Here is a 20,042-nt window from a genome sequence, read left to right on the forward strand (position 1 = left end):
AATGGTGAACTACGAAGTTCTCCGTATTCTCCGAATCCGGAAAACCACCGCACGGTATGGCCATGAGCAGAAAACTCCTCCCCCTGGTCCTGGCCGCCACCACCCTGTGGCTCCCCCAGGACGCCGGCGCCGACCCGGCCCGCCCACCCGGCCCCGACGGCCTGGCCGAGGTCATCAAGGCCATGTCCCGCGACCTGAACATCGACGAGGCCACCGCGCGGCGCCGGCTCGTACAGGAAGAGGCCGCCGCGACCGCGGAAGCCGCTCTCGTGCCGGCCCTCGGCACCGCCTACGGCGGCTCGTGGTTCGACGCCCGCACCGGCAAGCTCGTCGTCAACATCACCGACCAGGCCAAGGCCGCGGTGGTGAGCGCACGGGGCGCCACCCCGAGGCTGCTCAAGAACGGCTACAGCATGGCGCGGCTGACCGCCGTCAAGGCCAAGCTCGACAAGCTGGCCCTGACCTCCCCGTCGTCGGTCAAGGGCGTGCACTCCTGGTCGATCGACCCCGTCGCCAACCGCGTCGTCGTCACCGAGCTCGCCGGAGACGAACGCGGCGCCCTCGCCGAGACCGCCCTCGCTTTGGGAGACGCGGTGCGCTTCGAGACCACCACCCAACCCGCCGTCTCCAGCGCCGACTACCTCGACGGCGGTGAAGGCATCAACTCCGGCAAGGACTGCTCGCTCGGCTTCAACGCGCGGCTGACCTACTCAGACCTGCCCGGCGTCAGCGACCCGGTGGTCCTCTCCGCCGGCCACTGCGCGAACCTGCCCACGGTCACCGGCTACGGCAACACCCGCAGCGACCAGCCGACCAGAACCTCCTATCCCCTCGGACGCTGGTGGCTCGTCAACCGCGACTACGACTGGGGCGTGATCGGTTCCCTCGACCTGCAGAGGTGGATCCAGGGGCCGTACATCGCACTCCACACCCCCGACGACCGTTTCCTGCAGGTCCGGGGCACCCAGCAGCGACCCGAGGGCAGCTCGATCTGCAAGTCGGGCTTCATGACCAGAATCACCTGCGGCGTCATCGACAGACGCGGCCAGGCGGTCTGGATCTTCAACGCCGGACGCACCGTCTTCAACCTGACCGGCCACACGGCGTGCAGCGACCCGGGCGACTCCGGCGGCCCGGTCTACACCGCCGACGGCCAGGCCCAGGGCATCATCAGCGCCAGCAGGGTCGGCTGCTCGGGGACCGGCGACAAATACGGCTGGTACGTCGAGATCAACCACATCCAGGGGGTCACCGGGGCGCGGGTGCTGACCCTGTGACGACCGGTCAGTGGCTGGCCATGTCGACGAAGCGGGAGTAGTGGCCCTGGAAGGCCACCGTGACCGTGGCGGTGGGGCCGTTTCGGTGCTTGGCCACGATCAGGTCGGCCTCACCGGCGCGGGGGGACTCGCGCTCGTAGGCGTCTTCGCGGTGGAGCAGGATGACCATGTCGGCGTCCTGCTCGATCGAGCCCGACTCACGAAGGTCGCTGACCTGCGGCCGCTTGTCGGTTCGCTGCTCGGGGCCACGGTTGAGCTGGGAGATCGCGATGACCGGGACTTCCAGCTCCTTCGCCAGCAGCTTCAGCGCACGTGACAGCTCCGACACTTCCTGCTGGCGGCTCTCGGTCTTCTTCGGGGAGCTCATCAGCTGGAGGTAGTCGACGATCACGAACTTGAGGTCGTTGCGCTGCTTCAGCCGGCGGCACTTGGCCCGGATCTCCATCATCGACATGTTGGGGGAGTCGTCGATGAACAGCGGGGCCTGGGCGACCTCGCCCATGCGGCGGGCCATGCGGGTCCAGTCGTCGTCGTTCATCATGCCGGAGCGCATGGCGTGGAGGGCGACCCTGGCCTCGGCGGACAGCAGACGCATGGTGATCTCGTTGCGCGACATTTCCAGCGAGAAGATCGCGGTGGTCATGCCGTGCTTAATCGCCGCAGAACGGGCGAAATCTAGACCCAACGTCGACTTGCCGATGGCCGGGCGGGCCGCGACGACGATCATCTGGCCCGGGTGGAGGCCGTTCGTCAGCGCGTCGAGGTCTTGGAAGCCCGTGGGGACGCCGACCATCTGGCCGCCCCGGCTGCCGATCGCCTCGATCTCGTCGAGGGCGCCCGGCATGATCTCGGAGAGCGGCAGATAGTCTTCGGACGTGCGGCGCTCGGTGACCTTGTAGATCTCGGCCTGGGCGCGGTCGACCAGGTCGTCGACCTCTTCGTTCTGGCCGCCGTAGCCGTAGGAGACGATGCGGGTGCCGGCCTCGATCAGGCGGCGGAGCACCGCCTGTTCGCGCACGATCTTCGCGTAGTAGCCCGCGTTGGCGGCGGTGGGGACGACGGCGGTCAGCGTGTGGAGATAGGCGCCGCCGCCCACGCGGCCGACCTCGCCGCGGCGCTGCAGGTCGTTGAAGACCGTGACGGCGTCGGCGGGTTCGCCCCGGCCGTAGAGGTCGGTGATGATCTCGTAGATGATCTGGTGGGCCGGTCGGTAGAAGTCGTCGGCGCGGAGGACCTCGACGACGTCGGCGATCGCGTCTTTGGAGAGGATCATGCCGCCGAGGACGGACTGCTCGGCTTCGATGTTGTGCGGCGGGGTCCGTTCGAAGGACGGCTCGGAAGGCCCTCCGGAGAAGTCGATGACGCTCACTTGGCCCTCCCCCCTCGCTCGCACCCACCCCCAGTTGTAGATGACGCCTCCGACAGTTTCCCGCCACCTCACGCCATCAGCAACGTAGGCCTGTGGATAACCCTGTGGACAACCTGTGGACGACGGCCTCCAGGGTGTGGGCAGCTTGGGGATTAGCCTGTGTATAACCTTTCCACATGTCTGTGGATAACGCTCTGAGCTGCGGAGATGTTATCCACCCCCTGTGGATAGAAGTTTTTTCTGCACCGGCAGAATGAGTTCCATGTCCCCCGACGATCGCGAGATCCTCCGGCTCGCCGTCCCCGCGTTCGCGGCGCTCGTCGCCGAGCCTCTCTTTCTGCTGGCCGACTACGCCATCGTCGGGCGTCTGGGCACCGGTGCGCTCGGCGCGCTGAGTGTCGCGGGCACGATTCTGGCGACGATCGTCAACCTGTGCGTGTTCCTCGCCTATGGAACCACCGCCGCCGTCGCGCGGCGCATCGGGGCGGGGGCGCGGCGGGAGGCCGTGCAGGGCGGGATGGACGGCCTGTGGCTGGCGGCGGCCATCGGGCTCGCCGTGGTCGTGGTCTGCTGGCCGCTGGCGCCCTGGCTGGTCGGCCTCGTGGGGGCCGAGCCGGGCATCGTCGACGACGCGGTGACCTATCTGCGCGTCAGTCTGCTCGGCGCTCCTGGGATGCTGCTCGTGCTCGCCGGTACGGGGGTGCTGCGCGGCCTCCAGGACACGCTGACTCCCCTAATCGTCTCCGTTGGCGGGTTCGCCCTGAACGCGGCGCTGAACGCCTGGTTCGTCCTGGGCCTCGACTGGGGGCTGGCCGGCTCCGCGTCCGGCACGGCCGCCGCGCAGACCCTCATGGCGGTGACCTATCTGGTCATGGTGGTCCGCGGCGCCCGGCGGGAGGGCGCGTCGCTGCGGCCCGACATCTCGGGCATCAAGGCCTCGGGCCTGGCCGGGGTCGCGATCCTCATCCGCACGCTCTGCCTGCGCGTCGTGCTCATCGTGGCCACCGTGATGGCGGCCCGGATGGGCACCGCCCAGGTGGCCGCGCACGGGATCATGTTCCAGATCTGGACCCTGCTCGCCTTCGCCCTGGACGCCATCGCGATCGCCGGCCAGGCCATCATCGGCCGCCAGCTGGGGGCCGGCGCGCTGGCGGCCGCCCGGCGGGCGACCTGGCGGATGATCCTGTGGGGCATCGGCTCGGGCGTGGTCCTCGGCCTCGGGCTGCTGGCCGCCGGGCCGTTCGTCCCCGCCCTGTTCGACGCCGACGCCTCCGTCACGGCCGCGCTCGCGTCGATCGTCTGGATCGCGGCCGTGCTCCAGCCGGCGGCGGGCGTGGTCTTCGTCCTGGACGGCGTGCTGATCGGCGCCGGAGACCAGCGTTACCTGGCGTGGGCGGCGGTGGCCACCACGATCGCCTTCCTCCCCTTCGCCCTGGTGGCCGGCAGCCTGGCCGGGCTGTGGCTGGCCATCGGCGTCTGGGTGGCGGCCCGCCTGATCACCCTGGGCACCCGCGCCTACGGTTCGAAGTGGCTGGTCGCGGGCCCGACCGTGGCCAAACCGCCCGCCCCATGACCACGGCCGAACAGCCACATGACACAACGAAGCCCCCTCCGGCCGGGCCGGAAGGGGCTTGTCGTGCAGGCCGGACTAGCTGGCCAGGACCTCGATGTCGACCGGGGCGGCGACCTCGGGGTGCAGCTTGACGCTGACCCGGTGGGTGCCGGTGGTCTTGATCGCGTTGTCGATGACGATGCGACGACGGTCGAGGGTCGGGCCGCCGGCCGCCTTGACGGCGTCGGCGATGTCGCCCGTGGTGATCGAGCCGAAGAGGCGGCCCGAAGCGCCGGCCTTGGTCTTCAGCTTGACCTTGAGGGCGCCGAGCTGGCCGGCGACCTCCTTGGCGGTGCCCAGGTCGCGGATCTCGCGGGCGTCGCGCGCCTTCTTGATCGAGGCGATCTGGGTCTCGGCGCCGCGGGTCCACAGAATCGCGTACTGGCGCGGGATGAGGTAGTTGCGGCCGTAGCCGTTCTTGACCTCGACGATGTCGCCAGGGGCGCCGAGGCCGGAGACCTCAGTGGTCAGAATGAGCTTCATTTTCCCAAGGCTCCTTTCTTAGCGCGCGGTGGAGGTGTAGGGCAGCAGCGCCATTTCGCGAGCGTTCTTGATCGCGGTGGCGACGTCGCGCTGGTGCTGGGTGCAGTTTCCCGTCACCCGGCGGGCGCGGATCTTGCCGCGGTCGGAAATGAACTTCCGCAGCAGGCCCGTGTCCTTGTAGTCGACGTAGGAAATCTTGTCGTGGCAGAACAGGCAAACCTTCTTCTTGGGCTTGCGCAGTGCCGGCTTGGCCATCGTGGTGCTCCTTTCAGAGCCCCGCGCGAGGCGGGAATGGTCGCTCGGTGTTTACATGGATTAGAAAGGCGGTTCGTCGCTGTAGTCGCCGCCGAAGCCGCCGCCCTGCGGGCTGCCGCCGCCGAAGCCGCCACCACCGCTGTTGCCGCCGCCCTGGAAGCCGCCGCCTCCGGACGGGGCCGGGGACGCGGTGGCCCACGGGTCGTTGGCGGGGCCGCCGAAGCCGCCTCCGCCGCCTCCGCCGCCCTGACGGGCGGTCTTGTTGACCTTGGCGGTGGCGTTGCGCAGCGAGGGGCCGACTTCGTCGACCTCGACCTCGTAGACGGTGCGCTTCTCGCCTTCCTTGGTTTCGTACGACCGCTGGCGCAGCCGGCCCTGCACGATCACCCGCATGCCGCGCTGGAGGCTCTCGGCGACGTTCTCCGCCGCCTGACGCCAGACGTTGCAGGTGAGGAACAGGCCCTCGCCGTCTTTCCACTCGTTGGTCTGCTTGTCGAGGAACCGCGGAGTGGACGCGATGCGGAACCGGGCCACCGCCTGCCCCGTGGGCGTGAAGCGGAGCTCGGGGTCGTCGACAAGGTTGCCGACGATGGTGATTGTGGTGTCGCCTGCTGCCATCGGTCGTAGCCTTTCGTATCCCGCCGACGTATTAGTCGCCCAGCGTAAAGCCAGGCTCCGACAAAACGTCAGTGAAGTTCGGGACGCAGCACCTTCGTACGAAGAATGCCCTCATTGAGGTTGAGCTGACGGTCCAGCTCCTTGACCGTGGCCGGCTCGGCCGAGAGGTCGACGACGGCGTAGATGCCTTCGGACTTCTTGTCGATGTCGTAGGACAGCCGGCGACGGCCCCAGACTTCGACCTTCTCCACGGTGCCACCGTCGTTGCGGACGACGGCGAGGAACTGGTCGAGTGAGGGCTGCACGGTGCGCTCATCGAGGGACGGGTCGAGGATGACCATCATCTCGTATCGACGCATGCGGAATCCAACCTCCTCTGGACTCTGCGGCCACGACGCCTTGCCGTGACAGGAGGACGCGCGTCCTTAGCAGACGCAGCCTGTCAAGGCTACCAGGGCGGCGGTTGTGTCCGGGCCGGTCCGGGAATCAACGGTGGAAGCGAGAGGCGGACGGCCGAAGGCCGGTCGTGGCTCGCGTTCTGAATCTGCCTGAAAGACAGGAGAAGGGGTGGCGCTCATGCCACACATCTTGGATCCCGTCGGGGGCCAGCCGCGAAAACTCACGCTCAACACCGACGGCCGGCCCCACCGGCTGCAGAACACCCTGTGTCTGTCGGTGTTCACGATCGGCGTCTTCGCCTTCATCTTCGGGTTCATCGTGGTGCTCCACGTGCCCGCGTCGTGGCTGGGCGCCATCGGCTTCTTCACTGGGTTGTTCTCCCAGTTCATCTCGGTGACCACGCCCCAGCGGGTGTTCAACATCATGGGCATCGTCGGGTCGTTCGTCGGCGCCGGGCTGGGCATCGCCCACGGCGGATTCGTCTAGACACCACGTACAGAGAGAAAGGCCGCAGCACGCGCTGCGGCCTTTTCCATGGAAATCACTTGCCGATATGCAGGTCAACGCCGAGAAGGACGAGGAACCACAGGAAGATCGAAAGAAGTGCCTCGGCGATGTCACGAAGAATGCCGGGCGTGAGGTAGTCGTAGACCCACGCCACATAAATGCCGACCAGGATGTAGATCAGCAGGATGAAACTCCCGACCCGGTAGCGCATGTCATCTCCTTTTGTCGTGACGCGCGAGACGCAGGGCGCGTCAACCGCCATCGCGACTGCCCGGACGATCACCTTTGAAACGCTCACGAAAAGCCCGTTAGGCTCGTGTCCATGGTGCGAATCGGAGCTCATGTCGACCAGGACGACCCGCTGGCCCACGCCGCCGCTCGCGAGGCCGAGGTGGTGCAGTTCTTCCTCGGTGATCCGCAGGGGTTCAAGGGGCCGGTCATGCCCGCGAGCGCCGACGCGATCCGCGAGTCCGACGTTCAGGTCTTCGTCCACGCGCCCTATCTGATCAACGTCGCCACGACGAACAACCGCATCCGCATCCCCAGCCGCAAGCTGCTGGAGGGCCAGCTCAAGGCCGCCGCCGAGCTCGGCGCGACCGGGCTGATCGTGCACGGCGGCCACCTGAACAAGGGCGAGGATCCGCAGAAGGGGTTCGACAACTGGGGCAAGGTGTTCGAGCGGATGGACTGCCCGATCCCCGTCCTGATCGAGAACACGGCCGGGGGCGACAACGCCATGACCCGCCACCTCGACACGATCGCCCGTCTCTGGGACGCGGTGACCGCGAAGGCCCGCGAGCCCGAGAAGATCGGCTTCTGCCTCGACACCTGTCACGCCCATGCCGCCGGGGAGAACCTGGAGGGCATCGTCGACCGGGTCATGGCGATCACCGGCCGCATCGACCTGGTCCACTGCAACGACTCGCGCGACGCGTTCGACTCAGGCGCCGACCGTCACACGAACCTGGGCCACGGGCAGATCGATCCGGAGATCATCCTGGAGATCTGCCGTCAGGCCGGCGCCCCGATCGTGGTGGAGACGCCGGGCGGCGGCCAGGCCGACGACATCGCCTTCCTCAGGAAGAACCTGTCATAGGGCAGATTTCCAGCGGCGCGAGCCACGACCGGCCTTCGGCCGTCCGCGTCTCGCTTTCCACAGCCTGTGGATAAAGTCTGCGGATTCCCGCGCTCAAGAAGTGGGTACGGTCTGGAGCTCCCGCTCGCCGGCGTCGTCTTCGGCCGGGGGGCGCCGGGTGCTCGTCCACAACCTTCTGAACGACAGCACCGCGGCCATCAGCAGCAGCAGGTTGCGGGCGGCCAAGATCAGGGTGCCGGGGAGCTCGCCCTTCCACGAGTAGTGCTCCTCGACCCACGGATAGGCGATCCCGGTCAGCAGCGTGGCCGCCAGCAGCAGCCACGCGACCGGCTTCTGGCTCGACCTCGGCACCGAGAACACCACGGCGGCCAGGCCGATGAGCCAGATCAGGTACTGGGGTGAGAGCACCCGGCTGGTCACCACGAGCAGCAGCACGGTCGTCAGCGCCGCGTCGTAGAAGGTGGCCTCGGTCGGGTGGGCCCGCAGCCACCACACGACGAGCAGCACGGCCGCGACCGGGGTGGCCAGCACGGCGATCCTGATGGCGGTGTCGACCCCCGTGCCGGCGAGTTCCATCGCGCCGTGCTGGTAGGTGGAGAAGCCGTCCCACAGGCCGAGGGCGCGCAGCAGCACGAACGGCGTCGCGGCCATCGACTCCACCTGGAGGCCGCGTTCCTGCTGGGCGGTCAGGAAGTCGAGCGCGTTGGGCATGACCAGCGCGGTCGCGCCGCAGGCGACCACGGTGGCGGCCACCGCCGAGGCGCCGCCGGTGAGCAGTTCGCGCCAGCGGCGCAGCCCGGCCAGCAGCGCGATCGGCCACACCTTGATCGAGAACCCGATGCCGATGAGCGCGCCCCGGACCGCCGGGTCGGTGGACGCCGTCAGCGCCGCCACCGCGAAGATCGCCACCATCAGGTCGTAGCGGGCGATCAGCAGCGGCCCGAGCAGGACCGGCCCGACCACCCAGGCCCAGACGGCCCCGTTCCCGCCGCCGGTACGCCGGCAGAACCGCCAGATCAGCAGCAGGATCCCCAGGTCGCACAGGATCGCGATGAGGAAGAAGGACACCAGGTAGTCGAAGAACGGCAGCAGGTGCGGCGCCAGCATCGGGATCGCCGCGAACGGCGGATACTGCCACTTGTCGTCGTTGTCCGGGAACTGCCCGGTGAGCAGCACGTTCGACCAGTCGGAGTAGAGGCGGATGTCGTTCTCGAACGACATCGAGAAGCCCACCGGAATGATTTGCATCGCCGCCATGAAGAGCAGGGCGCGGGTCAGCAGCCACACCGGCACGGCGTATCGCATCTCAGCTCGCTTCGGTCTTGGCGGCCCGGCGGAAGAGCACGAACCGATCTGGCGCTCGGTCGAACACCCCGCCGGCTTGGTCGTCGATCCCGGCCACTCTGACGACGTCGCGGTCGGGCATCAGGATGTCGAGCACGACCAGCACCATCAGCGCGATGACCGCCAGCGCCCGCGCCCAGACGGCCAGGAAGTAGGGCCCGTCGCCGATGCCCTGCGCCGAGTGGTTGGGGTCCATCCCGACGAAGTAGAGCCAGATGGCGAAGAAGTACCAGACCTCGGTGACCTGCCACACCGCGAGCGAGGGCCACTTCGGCCGGGCCAGCACCGCGAAGGGCATCAGCCACAGCACGTACTGGGGCGACCAGACCTTGTTGGTCACCATGAACGCGGCCAGCGCCAGGAAGCAGATCTGCATCAGCCGGGGGCGGGTGGGCGCCGCGAGGGTGAGGATCGTGATGCCGAGCAGGAGCACGCCGACCGCGATCATCGCCATCAGGTTCAGGTGCTCGCCGTCGGCCAGGACGCCCCATTGGTACTTCTGGAAGAAGAACCACAGGCCGCCCCAGTCGACCCCGCGCTCACTGCTGAAGGTGTAGAAGCGCTTCCAGCCGTCGAAGCTGGCCAGCATGACCGGCCCGTTGGCCAGCAGCCACACGCCGACCGCCGCGCCGAGCATCTTGAGGAACGGCATCCACTTGGCGGTCCGCACGGTCAGCAGGAACAGCGCCCCGAGGAACATCAGCGGGTAGAACTTGGTCGCCACCGCCAGGGCCAGCAGCGCCCCGGCGAGATAGTGGCGCTCGCGCGCCCAGGCCAGCAGCCCGCCGAGCGCGAGCGCTCCGGCGGCCAGGTCCCAGTTGATGTACGCCGACAGGATGACCGCCGGCGCCAGTGCGTACCAGAGGGCGTCCCACTTGCGGGTGGGCCCGGCCAGCGCGGCCATGCACAGGACGCCGATCACCAGGCTCACGCCCATGATGATCACGGTGATGTCGTAGAAGCGGACCGCGTCGCCGAACGACAGCCGGCGCACCAGCTCCATGATCCCGCCGATGCCGACGGGATATTCGACCTCGCCCTGAATGTAAGGGATCTTTCCTTCATTCAGACCGCGGGCGAACCAGAGCGGATAGATGTCGGTGTAGCAGAAGTTCGTGTACTGATCGATGCCGGAGTTCCACGCGCCGCCGAACCGGCAGGCGGACTTCCAGTAATAGGCCAGGATCGCGCCCAACGAGGCCAGCAGCCCCAACGGCACGTAGGGAATGAGTCCGTTCACGACCGCCGCGCGCGGGCCGGGGGCTTCTGTCGTCCGGGTCATCATGAGGCCATTCGATCAGGTGTCGGGGTGTCGCACTGTACCTGCGACACCCCGACCTGGACGAGTCGAACTTACGGCCGGCGCCCCTGGGACGCCTGGGTGGAGGACTGCTTGGCCGGTGTGGCCGGTGAGCTGAACGGGTCTTCGAACGGCACCTCGGCGCCGCCGTCGGGGATGTCGACCTCACACTCGGGCGCCCCGGGGAAGCACTCGGACTCGCCGGGGCCCTGGCCGCCGTCGTCCTCCCAGGGGAGGGTCGGCTCCTCGACGATCTCGTCTTCCGGCTTGGGCGTCGGGGTCGGGCTGGGCACGATGTCCTGCGGAGCGCCGACCCCGGCCTTCGGCGGGAACTGCGCGACCGGTTTGTTCTTGTGGGCCTCCAGCATGAACTCCCGCCAGATGCGGGTGGGGAAGCTGGCACCGGCGAAGCCGAGCGACACCTCGAAGGGGGTGCTGTACGGGTTGGTCATCGTGAACTTGGGGTCGCCCTTCTCCGGCGACTTGCCCTTCCAATAGGGGCAGCGGGCGTTCACCGGGGGCACGACCTTGCCGGATTTGGTGCGGCACTCTTCGCGGTACATGCCGACGGCGGTGGAGACCTGGGGGGTGAACCCGACGAACCAGGCCTCCTTCTCCTCGTTGTTGGTGCCGGTCTTGCCGCCGGCCGGACGGCCGATGCCCTGGCCCCCGGCCGTACCGGACTTGAGGACCTCTTCGAGGGCGACGACCGCGTCGGCCGACGCCTCGGGCGAGATGACCTGCTTGACCGGCTTGCGCTCGGGCAGCTTGAGCGTCTTGCCGAGGTACACGCCCTTCACCACGTGGTAGTTCACGTGCTTGCCGGCGTTGGCGAAGATCGAGTAACCGGCGGCCTGCTCGACCGCGGTGACCGGGGCCGAACCGATCGAGAACTGGTAGTGGTGCTCGTCGATGTCCTTGGTCATCCGGTCTTCGGAGAACCCGGCGTCGAGCACGATCTGCTTGACGGGGTCGAGTTCGCCGATCTTCCCGGCGTCCTGGTCGAGCTTGTAGGCCATCGAGACGTACGCGGTGTTGACCGACGCCGAGGTCGCGGTGATCGCGTTGACGGCCGCCGGGCCGCCGTGGTCGTTCTTGAAGCCGTTCGCGGCCTGGCCGGGGATGACCTTCGGCACGGTCTCGTTGCCCGGCAGCCAGCTGTTGAGGCTGTAGCCGGCGTCCAGCCAGGCGGCCAGCACGTAGGGCTTGAACGCCGACGCGGCCTGCTTGGCGGAGTCGAAGGGCTCGTTCCAGTTGTCCTTGGTGTAGTCGTCGCCGCCGTAGAAGGCGATCACCCGGCCGTTGGTCGGGTCGACCGCCGCCAGGCTGGCGTGCACCTCACGGTTGTTCGGCACACTCGACATGACGTTCTTGACGACCTTCTGGGCCGTCTTCATCAGCCTCTGGTCGAAGGTCGAGACGATCTTGTAGCCGCCGCTCTGGACCTCCTCCTCCTTCAGGCCGCGCTCGCTGAGCTCGTGCATGACCACCGAGACCATGTAGCCCCGCAGACCGGTCATCTGGTCGAGGTTGGGGTCTTTGACGGTCTTGGGGAACTTGGCGGTCTGCGGGAGGGTGCCGTACTTCTCCGGGTTGAGCCGGGCCATCGCGTTGAGGACGTCCTTGAAGCGCGCCTGCAGGCCGGGGGCGTCGGGCGACCAACTGGGCGTCTGGATGCGGGCGGCCAGGTAGGCGGCCTGGTCGGGGGTGAGCTTGGCGGCGGTCATCCGCTTGCCGAAGTAGGCCTGCGTGGCGGCCTCGATGCCGTAGGCCCGGCCGAAGTTGATCGTGTTCAGGTACTGCTCGAGGATCTCGTTCTTCTCCATGGTCTTGTTGATCTTCACCGCGACGAAGATCTCCATGACCTTTCGCTTGACGGAGACGTCCTGGCTCAGCCCGTCGTAGTAGTTACGGGCCATCTGCTGGGTGATCGTCGAGGCGCCCTGGAGCTGCTGGCCGGTGGCGGTCATCCACACCGACCGGAACATGGCGGGGATGGAGATGCCCGAGTCCTCGCGGAAGGTGTCGTTCTCGATCGCGATGACCGCGTCCTGGAACACCTCGGGGATCTTGGAGATGTCGACGATGATCCGCTTGGTGCCCAGGTGGGCGATCGGGGTCTTGCCGTCGGAGTAGTAGATGGTGGAGCCCTGGGCCAGCGCCTCGGCCTGGGCGTCGTTCTTGTCGGGGACGGGAGTGTTCGCGTACGCGATCGCGATCATCCCGAACACCCCGGCGACGACCACCGTGACACCGGCCACGACGATCTTCCAGCTCGGCACGAAGCGGCGCCAGCCGGTGCGGCGGCGCGGCTCGTCATCGTCGTCGTCGAAGTCGTCGGGCCCCTTCGGCCCGCTCGGGCCGCCGGGCCCGCCTCCGGGCAGGGGCTGCGGCGGGCCGCCACGGCGGCGGCGACCGCCATTGGCGCCCATCATCTGGGTCGACTCACCCTCGGCAGGGCGCTGGAAGCCACCGGTCGCGCCGGCCGGCGCGACGGGCCGCGGACCCTGCGGAAAGGGCAGGTTTCCGCCAGGTCCGCCAAGTCCGCCAGGTCCGCCGGGGCCACCCGGCCCGCCGGGTGGGCGGCCTATGCGAGTGGGCTGCCCCGGGCCCGGCTGACCGGGGCCCGCGGGCGGGGGAACGGCGCCCATGGAGGCGGTGTCCTCGAATGCGGCCTCCTGGCGGCGGCCCGGCTGGCCGGGCCGCGGGGCGGGGGGCTGCGCGGGTGGCGCGCCCCAGCCGCCGGTCACCGGCTGTTGCGGCGGTGCCTGCGGTGCCTGAGGGGGACCCGATTCTGCGGGCGAGCGACGGCGCCGCCCAGGTCGGGGCCCACGACCGGCACCCTCCGAGGGGCCGCCCGTCTGTCCCGGGCCATAGCTGCTGTTACTCACGCGTCCTCGTCAAAGTTCGTGGGGAATGCTCGTCGACGTCTACTCGGCGTCTGTCCCGAGGACGTACGAGACCACCAGACGGTTCCGGTCACAACCTTGACAGGTCTCCGGCGCCCCGTCGGGGTATTCGCCGGATTCATGGGCCATCGGGGCCCTTGCTGACCGGGCTTTTACCCAGCGTGCGGGCATGGCGCCGGGCCGCATCGGCCCTCCTGCCACTCCCGTCCGCTGTGACCACATGTGGGCAAGATTACGTCCCTTTGCCAAATCGTGCCCAACCGTTGGCTCTCACCCCAGGCAGATTCCGGGGCGCGAGCCACGGTCGGCCTTCGGCCGCCCGCATCTCGCGTTGCACGCTATAACGAGCCGACGTATCCTGCAGATGTATCAGCTCGATACATCAGCCATCAATAGTCCGGAGCACGCGGGAGGTGGTTGCAGTGACCGGGTCCAGAAGCGGGGTCTTGGAGCTCGCCGTCCTCGGCTCACTCCACGAGAACCCGCTGCACGGCTACGAGCTGCGCAAGCGCCTCAACACCCTGCTCGGGATGTTCCGCGCGTTCTCCTACGGCTCGCTCTACCCGTGTTTGAAGGGTTTGCTCACCGACGGCCTGATCGTCGAGGAGGAGCCGCCGGACGACGTGGTCCTCGGCCGCCGGTCCAAGATCGTCTACAAACTCACCGCCGAGGGCAAGGAACGACTCCAGGAGCTGCTGACCCAGGCGGGTCCCTCTTCCTGGGAGGACGAGAGCTTCGGCATCCACTTCGCGTTCTTCCGCCACACGGAAGCCGAAGTACGCCTGCGGATCCTCGAAGGGCGGCGCAGCCGCCTGGAGGAACGAATGGAAAACGTCCGCACGGCCCTGGCCCGAACCCGTGAGCGGCTCGACAGCTACACCCTTGAGCTGCAGCGGCACGGGCTGGAGTCGGTGGAACGTGAGGTCCGCTGGCTCAACGAGTTGATCAACACTGAACGGGCGCAAGCCGCCGATAAAAACCAATCAGAACGGGGCGAACGCCCCGATTCCGGTGAATAACGATCCAAAGGAGCGAGTGCGATGGGTTCGGTGCGCGTAGCCATCGTAGGTGTGGGGAACTGCGCCGCCTCACTGGTGCAGGGCGTCCACTACTACAAGGACGCCGACCCGGCCATGCGTGTGCCGGGCCTCATGCACGTCCAGTTCGGCGACTACCACGTCGGCGATGTCGAGTTCGTGGCGGCGTTCGACGTCGACGCCAAGAAGGTCGGGCGCGACCTCTCCGAGGCGATCCTGGCTTCCGAGAACAACACCATCCAGTTCTGCGACGTGCCGCCGCTCGGCGTGAACGTTCAGCGTGGCCCGACCCTCGACGGTCTCGGCGAGTACTACCGCGAGATCATCCAGGAGTCCGACGACCACGCGGTCGACGTGGTCCAGGTGCTCAAGGACGCCCGCGTCGACGTGCTCGTCTCCTACCTGCCGGTGGGCTCGGAAGAGGCCGACCGGTTCTACGCGCAGTGCGCGATCGACGCCAAGGTCGCCTTCGTCAACGCGCTGCCCGTCTTCATCGCCTCCGACCCCGAGTGGGCCCAGAAGTTCACCGACGCCGGGGTCCCGATCGTCGGCGACGACATCAAGTCGCAGGTCGGCGCGACCATCACCCACCGGGTGATGGCCAAGCTGTTCGAAGACCGCGGTGTGGAGCTGCTGCGCACCTACCAGCTCAACTTCGGCGGCAACATGGACTTCATGAACATGCTGGAGCGCAAGCGGCTCCAGTCGAAGAAGATCTCCAAGACGCAGTCGGTGACCTCGCAGATCCCGCACGAGATGGCCAAGGCCGACGTCCACATCGGCCCGTCCGACCACGTGCCGTGGCTCGACGACCGCAAGTGGGCCTACGTCCGCCTCGAGGGCCGCTCGTTCGGCGACACGCCCCTCAACCTCGAATACAAGCTCGAGGTGTGGGACTCGCCCAACTCCGCCGGCGTCATCATCGACGCGGTCAGGGCCGCCAAGATCGCCCTCGACCGGGGCATCGGCGGGCCGATCCTGTCGGCGTCCTCCTACTTCATGAAGTCGCCGCCGGAGCAGTACTCCGACGACGACGCCCGCGACGCGGTGGAGGCCTTCATCCGCGGCGAGGTCGAGCGCTAGACCACAGCCGAGGGGCCCCGGGAGATCTCCCGGGGCCCCTCGGCTTTCTCTACAGATCGCGTACGGCCGGAGGAAGCTCCCCCGGGTCGGCCACCGGCCACGTGAGGGGATCGGGGCCGAGCGCGACCAGCTGGGGGAGCTGCTCGGTGGCCCACGGGGAGATCGCCAGCTCACCCGCCAGCACCCGGTCGGAGAACTCCTTCCAGGGCATCCACAGGACGCTGCCGACCTCTTCGGGGTTGGCGGACGGCTCCTCGCCCACCAGGGCGCGGTAGACCGGGCACAGTTCGTGCTCGACGGTGCCGTCGGGCATGACCGCGCGGTAGGAGAAGCGGGGCAGCAGCAGGTCGACCGAGGAAACGGTCAGCGAAAGCTCGTGGGACAGCCGGCGAATCACAGCCGACGGGAGGCCCTCACCGGGCAGGGGGTGACCACAGCAGCTGTTGGTCAGCACCCCTGGCCAGGTGATCTTGTGGTCGGCGCGGCGGGTGAGCAGCACGTTGCCCGACGCGTCGAAGACGTAGCTGGAGAAGGCCATGTGCAGGGGGGTGGCCGTGCCGTGGACCGTGGACTTGGGGGCGGTGCCCACCGCGTTGCCCGCAGGGTCAACAAGCACGACGTGTTCATCGTTCGTCACGCAATGAGACTACGGTCTCTTCCGTTCCGGTTCTGCCCTATCCGGGATGACCCTGATGTCCCAGGCTCGGGCCACGCGTAGGCTGGCCGCGTGTCCTACGTCTCAGATCTTCGCGTCGTGCTGCGGGGCAGGGACTTCCGACGGCTCTTCGGCACCCGCCTGGTCTCGCAGTTCTCCGACGGGATCTTCACCCTCGCGGTCGCCGGATACGCCTTCTTCAGTCCCGAGAAGCACACGTCGGTCGCCGACGTCGCGGCCGCGTTCGCGGTGCTTCTGCTGCCCTACTCGATCGTCGGCCCCTTCGCCGGGGTGTTCATCGACCGATGGTCGCGCCGGCAGATCCTGGTCATCGGCCCGCTGGTCAGAGCCGCCCTCCTGTTCCTGTCCGCGATCGTGGTCGCGGTGCAGGCGCCCGACTGGATCTTCTACGCCACGGCCTTCGGGGTGCTGGGCGTCAACCGGTTCTTCCTCTCGGCGCTGGGGGCCTCCCTGCCCCACGTCGTGCCCAAGGACACGCTCATGATCGCGAACGCGGTCACGCCGACGTCCGGGACCGTCCTGACGTTCGTGGGCGCGGGTTTCGGCTTCGTGCTCCGGTGGGCCTTGGGGCCCGATCCCTCCGACACGGCCGCGATCCTGGTCATCTCCGGTGTGATCTTCGCGTCCAGTGCGCTGATCGCCCGCCGGATGGGACGGGAACTGCTCGGCCCCTCCTACGACTCCGACCGGCCCCAGGCCCGCGACGCCGTGCGCCACGTCCTCAGCGGGCTGGTCGACGGCGTCCGCTACATCGCGCACCGGCGCGGTCCCGCTGCGGCCCTCGGGAGCATGGCCGCCCACCGGGTCCTCTACGGCATGTCGCTCGGCATGGTGCTGATGCTCTACCGCTACTACTTCACGACCGACGCCGAGGTCGGGCTCACCGCCCTCAGCGGCGTGGTGGCCACCTCGGGGCTGGGCTACTTCGCGGCCGCGTTCCTCACGCCGTGGGCCACCCAGCGCTTTCGGATCGAGTCGTGGATCCCGATCAGCCTGGGCCTGTGCGGCGCGCTGGAGTTCGTGCTGTGCGCGCCGTTCCAGCAGTGGGGGTTCCTGGTCACCGGGTTCGTGACCGGCGTCCTGGGCCAGAGCGGCAAGATCTGCACCGACGTCGTCGTCCAGCGCGGCATCGCCGACGCCTACCGGGGGCGGGTCTTCTCGATCTACGACCTGCTGTTCAACGGCATGATGGTGGCCGGCGTCTCGATCTCGGCGCTGCTGCTGCCGCCCAACGGCCGGTCGTTCTTCGTGCTGACGCTGATCACCGTGCTCTACTTCGTGGCGGCGGGCGCCTACCGGCTGGCCGTGCTTCCGGTCGTCCGGCAGGCGGAGCCGCTCACCGTCAAGCCGTAGCCGCCGCGACCATCGCCTTGGCGATGGTCGCCACCTCCGCCTCGGTGCAGGAATAGGGCGGCATCGCGTAGACGAGCTTTCCGAAGGGGCGCAGCCAGACACCGTGGTCGAGCGCGGTGTCCTGCGCCTTCTTCATGTCGACCGGCTCGTGACACTCGATGACGCCGATGGCGCCGAGGACGCGTACATCGGCCACCGAGGCCTGCGCCGGAGCCAGGCCCTTGCGCAGGGTCTCCTCGATGAGGCCGACCTCCGCGCGCCACGGCCGCCCGGCCAGCAGGTCGAGTGACGCGCCGGCCGCGGCGGCGGCCAGCGGGTTGCCCATGTACGTCGGCCCGTGCATCAGCAGCCCGATGCGCTCGGCGATCTCGGGAGTGGTCAGCGTGGCGGCCATGGTCATGTAGCCGCCGGTCATCGCCTTGCCGAGGGTGACGATGTCGGCCCTGATCCCGGCGTGGTCGCAGCCGAACAGCTCGCCCGAACGGCCGAAGCCGGTGGCGATCTCGTCGGCGATCAGCAGCAGCCCGTGGCGGTCGCAGATCTCGCGGAAGGCCCGCAGGTAGGCCGGGTTGTAGAACCGCATCCCCCCGGCGCCCTGGACGACCGGCTCCAGGATCACCGCGCCGACCGCCGGATCGCCCGCCAGCCGGTCGACCTCGTCGACGTAGGCCTGGTCGACCGGGGCGTCGTAGCCCAGCGGCGGCACCGGCGCGAAGACCTGCTCGGCCACCGCGCCGGAGAAGATGTGGTGCATCCCGTTGACCGGGTCGCAGACCGACATGCAGCCGAAGGTGTCACCGTGGTAGCCGCCCCGGACCGTCAGCAGCCGCCGCTTCCCGGTCGCCTGGACGGCCATCTTGATCGCGACCTCGACCGCGACGCTGCCCGAGTCGGCCAGGAAGACCTTCTCGTAGCCGGTCATCGCGGCCAGCCGCTCGGCCAGCAGGATCGCCGGCTCGTGGGTGAGCCCGCCGAACATCACGTGGGCCATCCGGCCGAGCTGGCCCGTGATCGCGGCGTCGATCTCCGGCACCCGGTAGCCGTGGATGGCCGCCCACCACGACGACATGCCGTCGATGACCTCGCGGCCGTCGGCGAGCCTGAGCCGCACACCTTCCGCGCTCTCCACCACGTGGGTGGGCACGGCCGGGGGCACGGTCGCGTAGGGATGCCAGACGTGCCGCGCGTCGAGCTCCGCGAGGTTCACTGGGTGGCCGCCCATTCGAGCAGGCGGGCGCGGGCGACGTCCTTGCCGAGAATGCCCTCGTCCATCCGCAGGTCGAGCAGGAACTTGTAGGCCCGGCCGATCATCGGGCCCGGCGGGATGCCGAGGATCTCCTGGATCTCGTTGCCGTCGAGCTCGGGCCGGATCTTGGCCAGTTCCTCCTCTTCGGCCAGCTTCGCGATGCGCTCTTCGAGCTGGTCGTAGGTGCGGGCCAGGGCGGCGGCCTTGCGCTTGTTGCGGGTGGTGCAGTCGGCCCGGGTCAGCTTGTGGAGCCGGTCGAGCAGGTGGTCGGCGTCGCGGACGTAGCGGCGCACCGCGCTGTCGGTCCACTCGCCGGTGCCGTAGCCGTGGAAGCGCAGGTGCAGTTCGACCAGGCGGGCGACGTCGGAGGTCACCTCTTTGGGGAACCGCAGCGCGGTCAGGCGACGCTTGGTCATCTGGGCGCCGACGACCTCGTGGTGGTGGAAGGAGACCCGGTTGCCGGGCTCGTTCCTGCGGGTCTTGGGCTTGCCGATGTCGTGCAGCAGCGCCGCCCAGCGCAGCACCCGGTCGGGGCCGCCGACCTCCTGCGCGATGGCCTGGTCGAGCACGATCAGCGTGTGCTCGTAGACGTCCTTGTGACGGTGGTGCTCGTCGATCTCCAGCCGCAGCTTGGGCAGCTCGGGCAGGACGTGGTCGGCCAGGCCCGTCTCGACCAGGATCGTCAGGCCCTCGCGCGGGTGGGCGCCGCAGATCAGCTTGTCGAGCTCGGCCTGGATGCGCTCGGCCGAGACGATCTCGATGCGGCCGGCCATCTCGGTCATCGCCCTGACGGCGTCGGGGTCGACGGTGAACCCGAGCTGCGAGGCGAACCGGGCCGCGCGCAGCATGCGCAGCGGGTCGTCGTCGAACGACTGCTCCGGCGTGCCGGGCGTGCGCAGCACCTTGCGGGCCAGGTCGGCCAGGCCGCCGTAAGGGTCGACGAACTCCCGGCCCGGCAGCCGGACCGCCATCGCGTTGACCGCGAAGTCACGCCGGGCCAGGTCGGCTTCGAGCGTGTCGCCGTAGGCGACCTCGGGCTTGCGCGACTTGGGGTCGTACGACTCGCTGCGGTAGGTCGTGATCTCGAGCTGCCAGTCGCCCTTGCGTACGCCGACCGTGCCGAAGTCGATGCCGATCGTCCAGATCGCGTCGCCCCAATCGCGCACGATCTCCAGAACGCGTTCGGGATGGGCGTCGGTGGTGAAATCGAGGTCGGCCCCCGACCGGCCGAGCAGCACGTCGCGCACCGGCCCGCCCACGAGGGCCAGCTCGTGGCCGTGTTTGGCGAACAGGTCGCCCAGTTCGTGGGCGACGGGTTCGATCCGGCGGAGCAGGTCGGCCAGAGCGTTCTCTATCGGGTTTGTAGGGGACAAGCTGGGTAGGTCCTTCGGTTACGGAACAGGTGCCACTGGGCTAATACACCTATGGCGATCAGCAGGCTACGTTCAGTGCAGATCTGTCGGGGGCCGGGAGAAGGA

Annotated in this window: 19 protein-coding genes; 7 read left to right on the top strand and 12 right to left on the bottom strand. The window is 68.5% G+C overall.

What is annotated here, in order from left to right; translation table 11 throughout:
- Nucleotides 1–62: 62 nt before the first annotated feature.
- On the top strand, nucleotides 63–1,277 hold the full coding sequence (locus tag FDA94_RS23500; protein ID WP_170991087.1) for a S1 family peptidase: 1,215 nt from the start codon (nucleotides 63–65) through the stop codon (nucleotides 1,275–1,277).
- A gap of 7 nt (nucleotides 1,278–1,284) precedes the next feature.
- On the opposite strand, the gene dnaB is transcribed toward FDA94_RS23500, so the two are convergent.
- Nucleotides 1,285–2,646 carry a replicative DNA helicase gene (gene dnaB, locus FDA94_RS23505; protein ID WP_246060110.1) on the bottom strand — a complete coding sequence of 454 codons (1,362 nt, stop codon included), beginning with the start codon at nucleotides 2,644–2,646 and terminating at the stop codon, nucleotides 1,285–1,287.
- Between the two features lie 262 nt (nucleotides 2,647–2,908).
- Between dnaB and FDA94_RS23510 the strand changes: the two genes are divergently transcribed.
- Entirely contained in the window at nucleotides 2,909–4,219 is a 1,311-nt protein-coding gene (locus tag FDA94_RS23510) for an MATE family efflux transporter (protein WP_246060111.1), read from the top strand.
- A 75-nt stretch (nucleotides 4,220–4,294) separates the two neighbouring features.
- Here the strand turns inward: FDA94_RS23510 and rplI are convergent, their stop codons facing one another.
- The 4 genes from rplI to rpsF all read right to left on the bottom strand — a co-directional run bounded on the left by rplI (nucleotide 4,295) and on the right by rpsF (nucleotide 5,973).
- On the bottom strand, nucleotides 4,295–4,741 hold the full coding sequence (rplI, locus tag FDA94_RS23515; protein ID WP_137249247.1) for a 50S ribosomal protein L9: 447 nt from the start codon (nucleotides 4,739–4,741) through the stop codon (nucleotides 4,295–4,297).
- Between the two features lie 18 nt (nucleotides 4,742–4,759).
- Complete coding sequence (gene rpsR, locus FDA94_RS23520) at nucleotides 4,760–4,996, bottom strand: 30S ribosomal protein S18 (RefSeq protein WP_030452635.1); 237 nt, start codon at nucleotides 4,994–4,996, stop codon at nucleotides 4,760–4,762.
- A 60-nt stretch (nucleotides 4,997–5,056) separates the two neighbouring features.
- Nucleotides 5,057–5,614 carry a single-stranded DNA-binding protein gene (locus FDA94_RS23525; protein WP_137249248.1) on the bottom strand — a complete coding sequence of 186 codons (558 nt, stop codon included), beginning with the start codon at nucleotides 5,612–5,614 and terminating at the stop codon, nucleotides 5,057–5,059.
- Nucleotides 5,615–5,682: 68 nt separating this feature from the next.
- Complete coding sequence (gene rpsF / locus FDA94_RS23530) at nucleotides 5,683–5,973, bottom strand: 30S ribosomal protein S6 (RefSeq protein ID WP_030452633.1); 291 nt, start codon at nucleotides 5,971–5,973, stop codon at nucleotides 5,683–5,685.
- Nucleotides 5,974–6,190: 217 nt separating this feature from the next.
- Here rpsF and FDA94_RS23535 point away from each other — a divergent pair, with 217 nt between their 5' ends.
- Nucleotides 6,191–6,499, top strand: a complete 309-nt coding sequence (locus FDA94_RS23535; protein ID WP_246060112.1) for a hypothetical protein — start codon at nucleotides 6,191–6,193, stop codon at nucleotides 6,497–6,499.
- Nucleotides 6,500–6,554: 55 nt separating this feature from the next.
- On the opposite strand, the gene FDA94_RS23540 is transcribed toward FDA94_RS23535, so the two are convergent.
- Nucleotides 6,555–6,818, bottom strand: coding sequence for a hypothetical protein (locus FDA94_RS23540; protein WP_137249249.1), 264 nt, complete (start codon nucleotides 6,816–6,818; stop codon nucleotides 6,555–6,557).
- Nucleotides 6,819–6,842: 24 nt separating this feature from the next.
- Between FDA94_RS23540 and FDA94_RS23545 the strand changes: the two genes are divergently transcribed.
- A complete protein-coding gene (locus tag FDA94_RS23545) occupies nucleotides 6,843–7,616 on the top strand; it encodes a deoxyribonuclease IV (protein ID WP_137249250.1) in 774 nt (257 codons plus the stop codon).
- A 93-nt stretch (nucleotides 7,617–7,709) separates the two neighbouring features.
- Here the strand turns inward: FDA94_RS23545 and FDA94_RS23550 are convergent, their stop codons facing one another.
- The 3 genes from FDA94_RS23550 to FDA94_RS23560 form a co-directional block, all read right to left on the bottom strand.
- A complete protein-coding gene (locus tag FDA94_RS23550) occupies nucleotides 7,710–8,921 on the bottom strand; it encodes a glycosyltransferase family 87 protein (RefSeq protein WP_137249251.1) in 1,212 nt (403 codons plus the stop codon).
- 1 nt (nucleotide 8,922) lies between these two features.
- Entirely contained in the window at nucleotides 8,923–10,245 is a 1,323-nt protein-coding gene (locus FDA94_RS23555; protein WP_246060113.1) for a glycosyltransferase family 87 protein, read from the bottom strand.
- Between the two features lie 68 nt (nucleotides 10,246–10,313).
- Entirely contained in the window at nucleotides 10,314–12,695 is a 2,382-nt protein-coding gene (locus FDA94_RS23560; protein ID WP_137249252.1) for a transglycosylase domain-containing protein, read from the bottom strand.
- Nucleotides 12,696–13,591: 896 nt separating this feature from the next.
- On the opposite strand from FDA94_RS23560, the gene FDA94_RS23570 reads away from it, so the two are divergent.
- Nucleotides 13,592–14,188 (top strand): PadR family transcriptional regulator, encoded by a 597-nt coding sequence (locus tag FDA94_RS23570; RefSeq protein WP_137249254.1) that lies wholly within the window; start codon nucleotides 13,592–13,594, stop codon nucleotides 14,186–14,188.
- A gap of 21 nt (nucleotides 14,189–14,209) precedes the next feature.
- Complete coding sequence (locus FDA94_RS23575; RefSeq protein WP_137249255.1) at nucleotides 14,210–15,289, top strand: inositol-3-phosphate synthase; 1,080 nt, start codon at nucleotides 14,210–14,212, stop codon at nucleotides 15,287–15,289.
- Nucleotides 15,290–15,338: 49 nt separating this feature from the next.
- On the opposite strand, the gene idi is transcribed toward FDA94_RS23575, so the two are convergent.
- Nucleotides 15,339–15,926 carry an isopentenyl-diphosphate Delta-isomerase gene (gene idi / locus FDA94_RS23580; RefSeq protein WP_137249256.1) on the bottom strand — a complete coding sequence of 196 codons (588 nt, stop codon included), beginning with the start codon at nucleotides 15,924–15,926 and terminating at the stop codon, nucleotides 15,339–15,341.
- 90 nt (nucleotides 15,927–16,016) lie between these two features.
- On the opposite strand from idi, the gene FDA94_RS23585 reads away from it, so the two are divergent.
- Nucleotides 16,017–17,318 carry an MFS transporter gene (locus FDA94_RS23585; protein ID WP_137249257.1) on the top strand — a complete coding sequence of 434 codons (1,302 nt, stop codon included), beginning with the start codon at nucleotides 16,017–16,019 and terminating at the stop codon, nucleotides 17,316–17,318.
- Here FDA94_RS23585 and FDA94_RS23590 read toward each other — a convergent pair.
- Both FDA94_RS23590 and FDA94_RS23595 read right to left on the bottom strand, forming a co-directional pair.
- Nucleotides 17,308–18,540 (bottom strand): adenosylmethionine--8-amino-7-oxononanoate transaminase, encoded by a 1,233-nt coding sequence (locus FDA94_RS23590; protein WP_137249258.1) that lies wholly within the window; start codon nucleotides 18,538–18,540, stop codon nucleotides 17,308–17,310. The two genes, FDA94_RS23585 and FDA94_RS23590, sit on opposite strands and share 11 nt — an antisense overlap.
- A complete protein-coding gene (locus FDA94_RS23595; protein WP_137249259.1) occupies nucleotides 18,522–19,937 on the bottom strand; it encodes a CCA tRNA nucleotidyltransferase in 1,416 nt (471 codons plus the stop codon). Before FDA94_RS23595 ends, FDA94_RS23590 begins: the two co-directional genes overlap by 19 nt.
- Nucleotides 19,938–20,042 lie beyond the last annotated feature (105 nt).

The sequence above is a fragment of the Herbidospora galbida genome (assembly GCF_005233835.1).
Taxonomy (GTDB): Bacteria; Actinomycetota; Actinomycetes; order Streptosporangiales; family Streptosporangiaceae; genus Herbidospora; species Herbidospora galbida.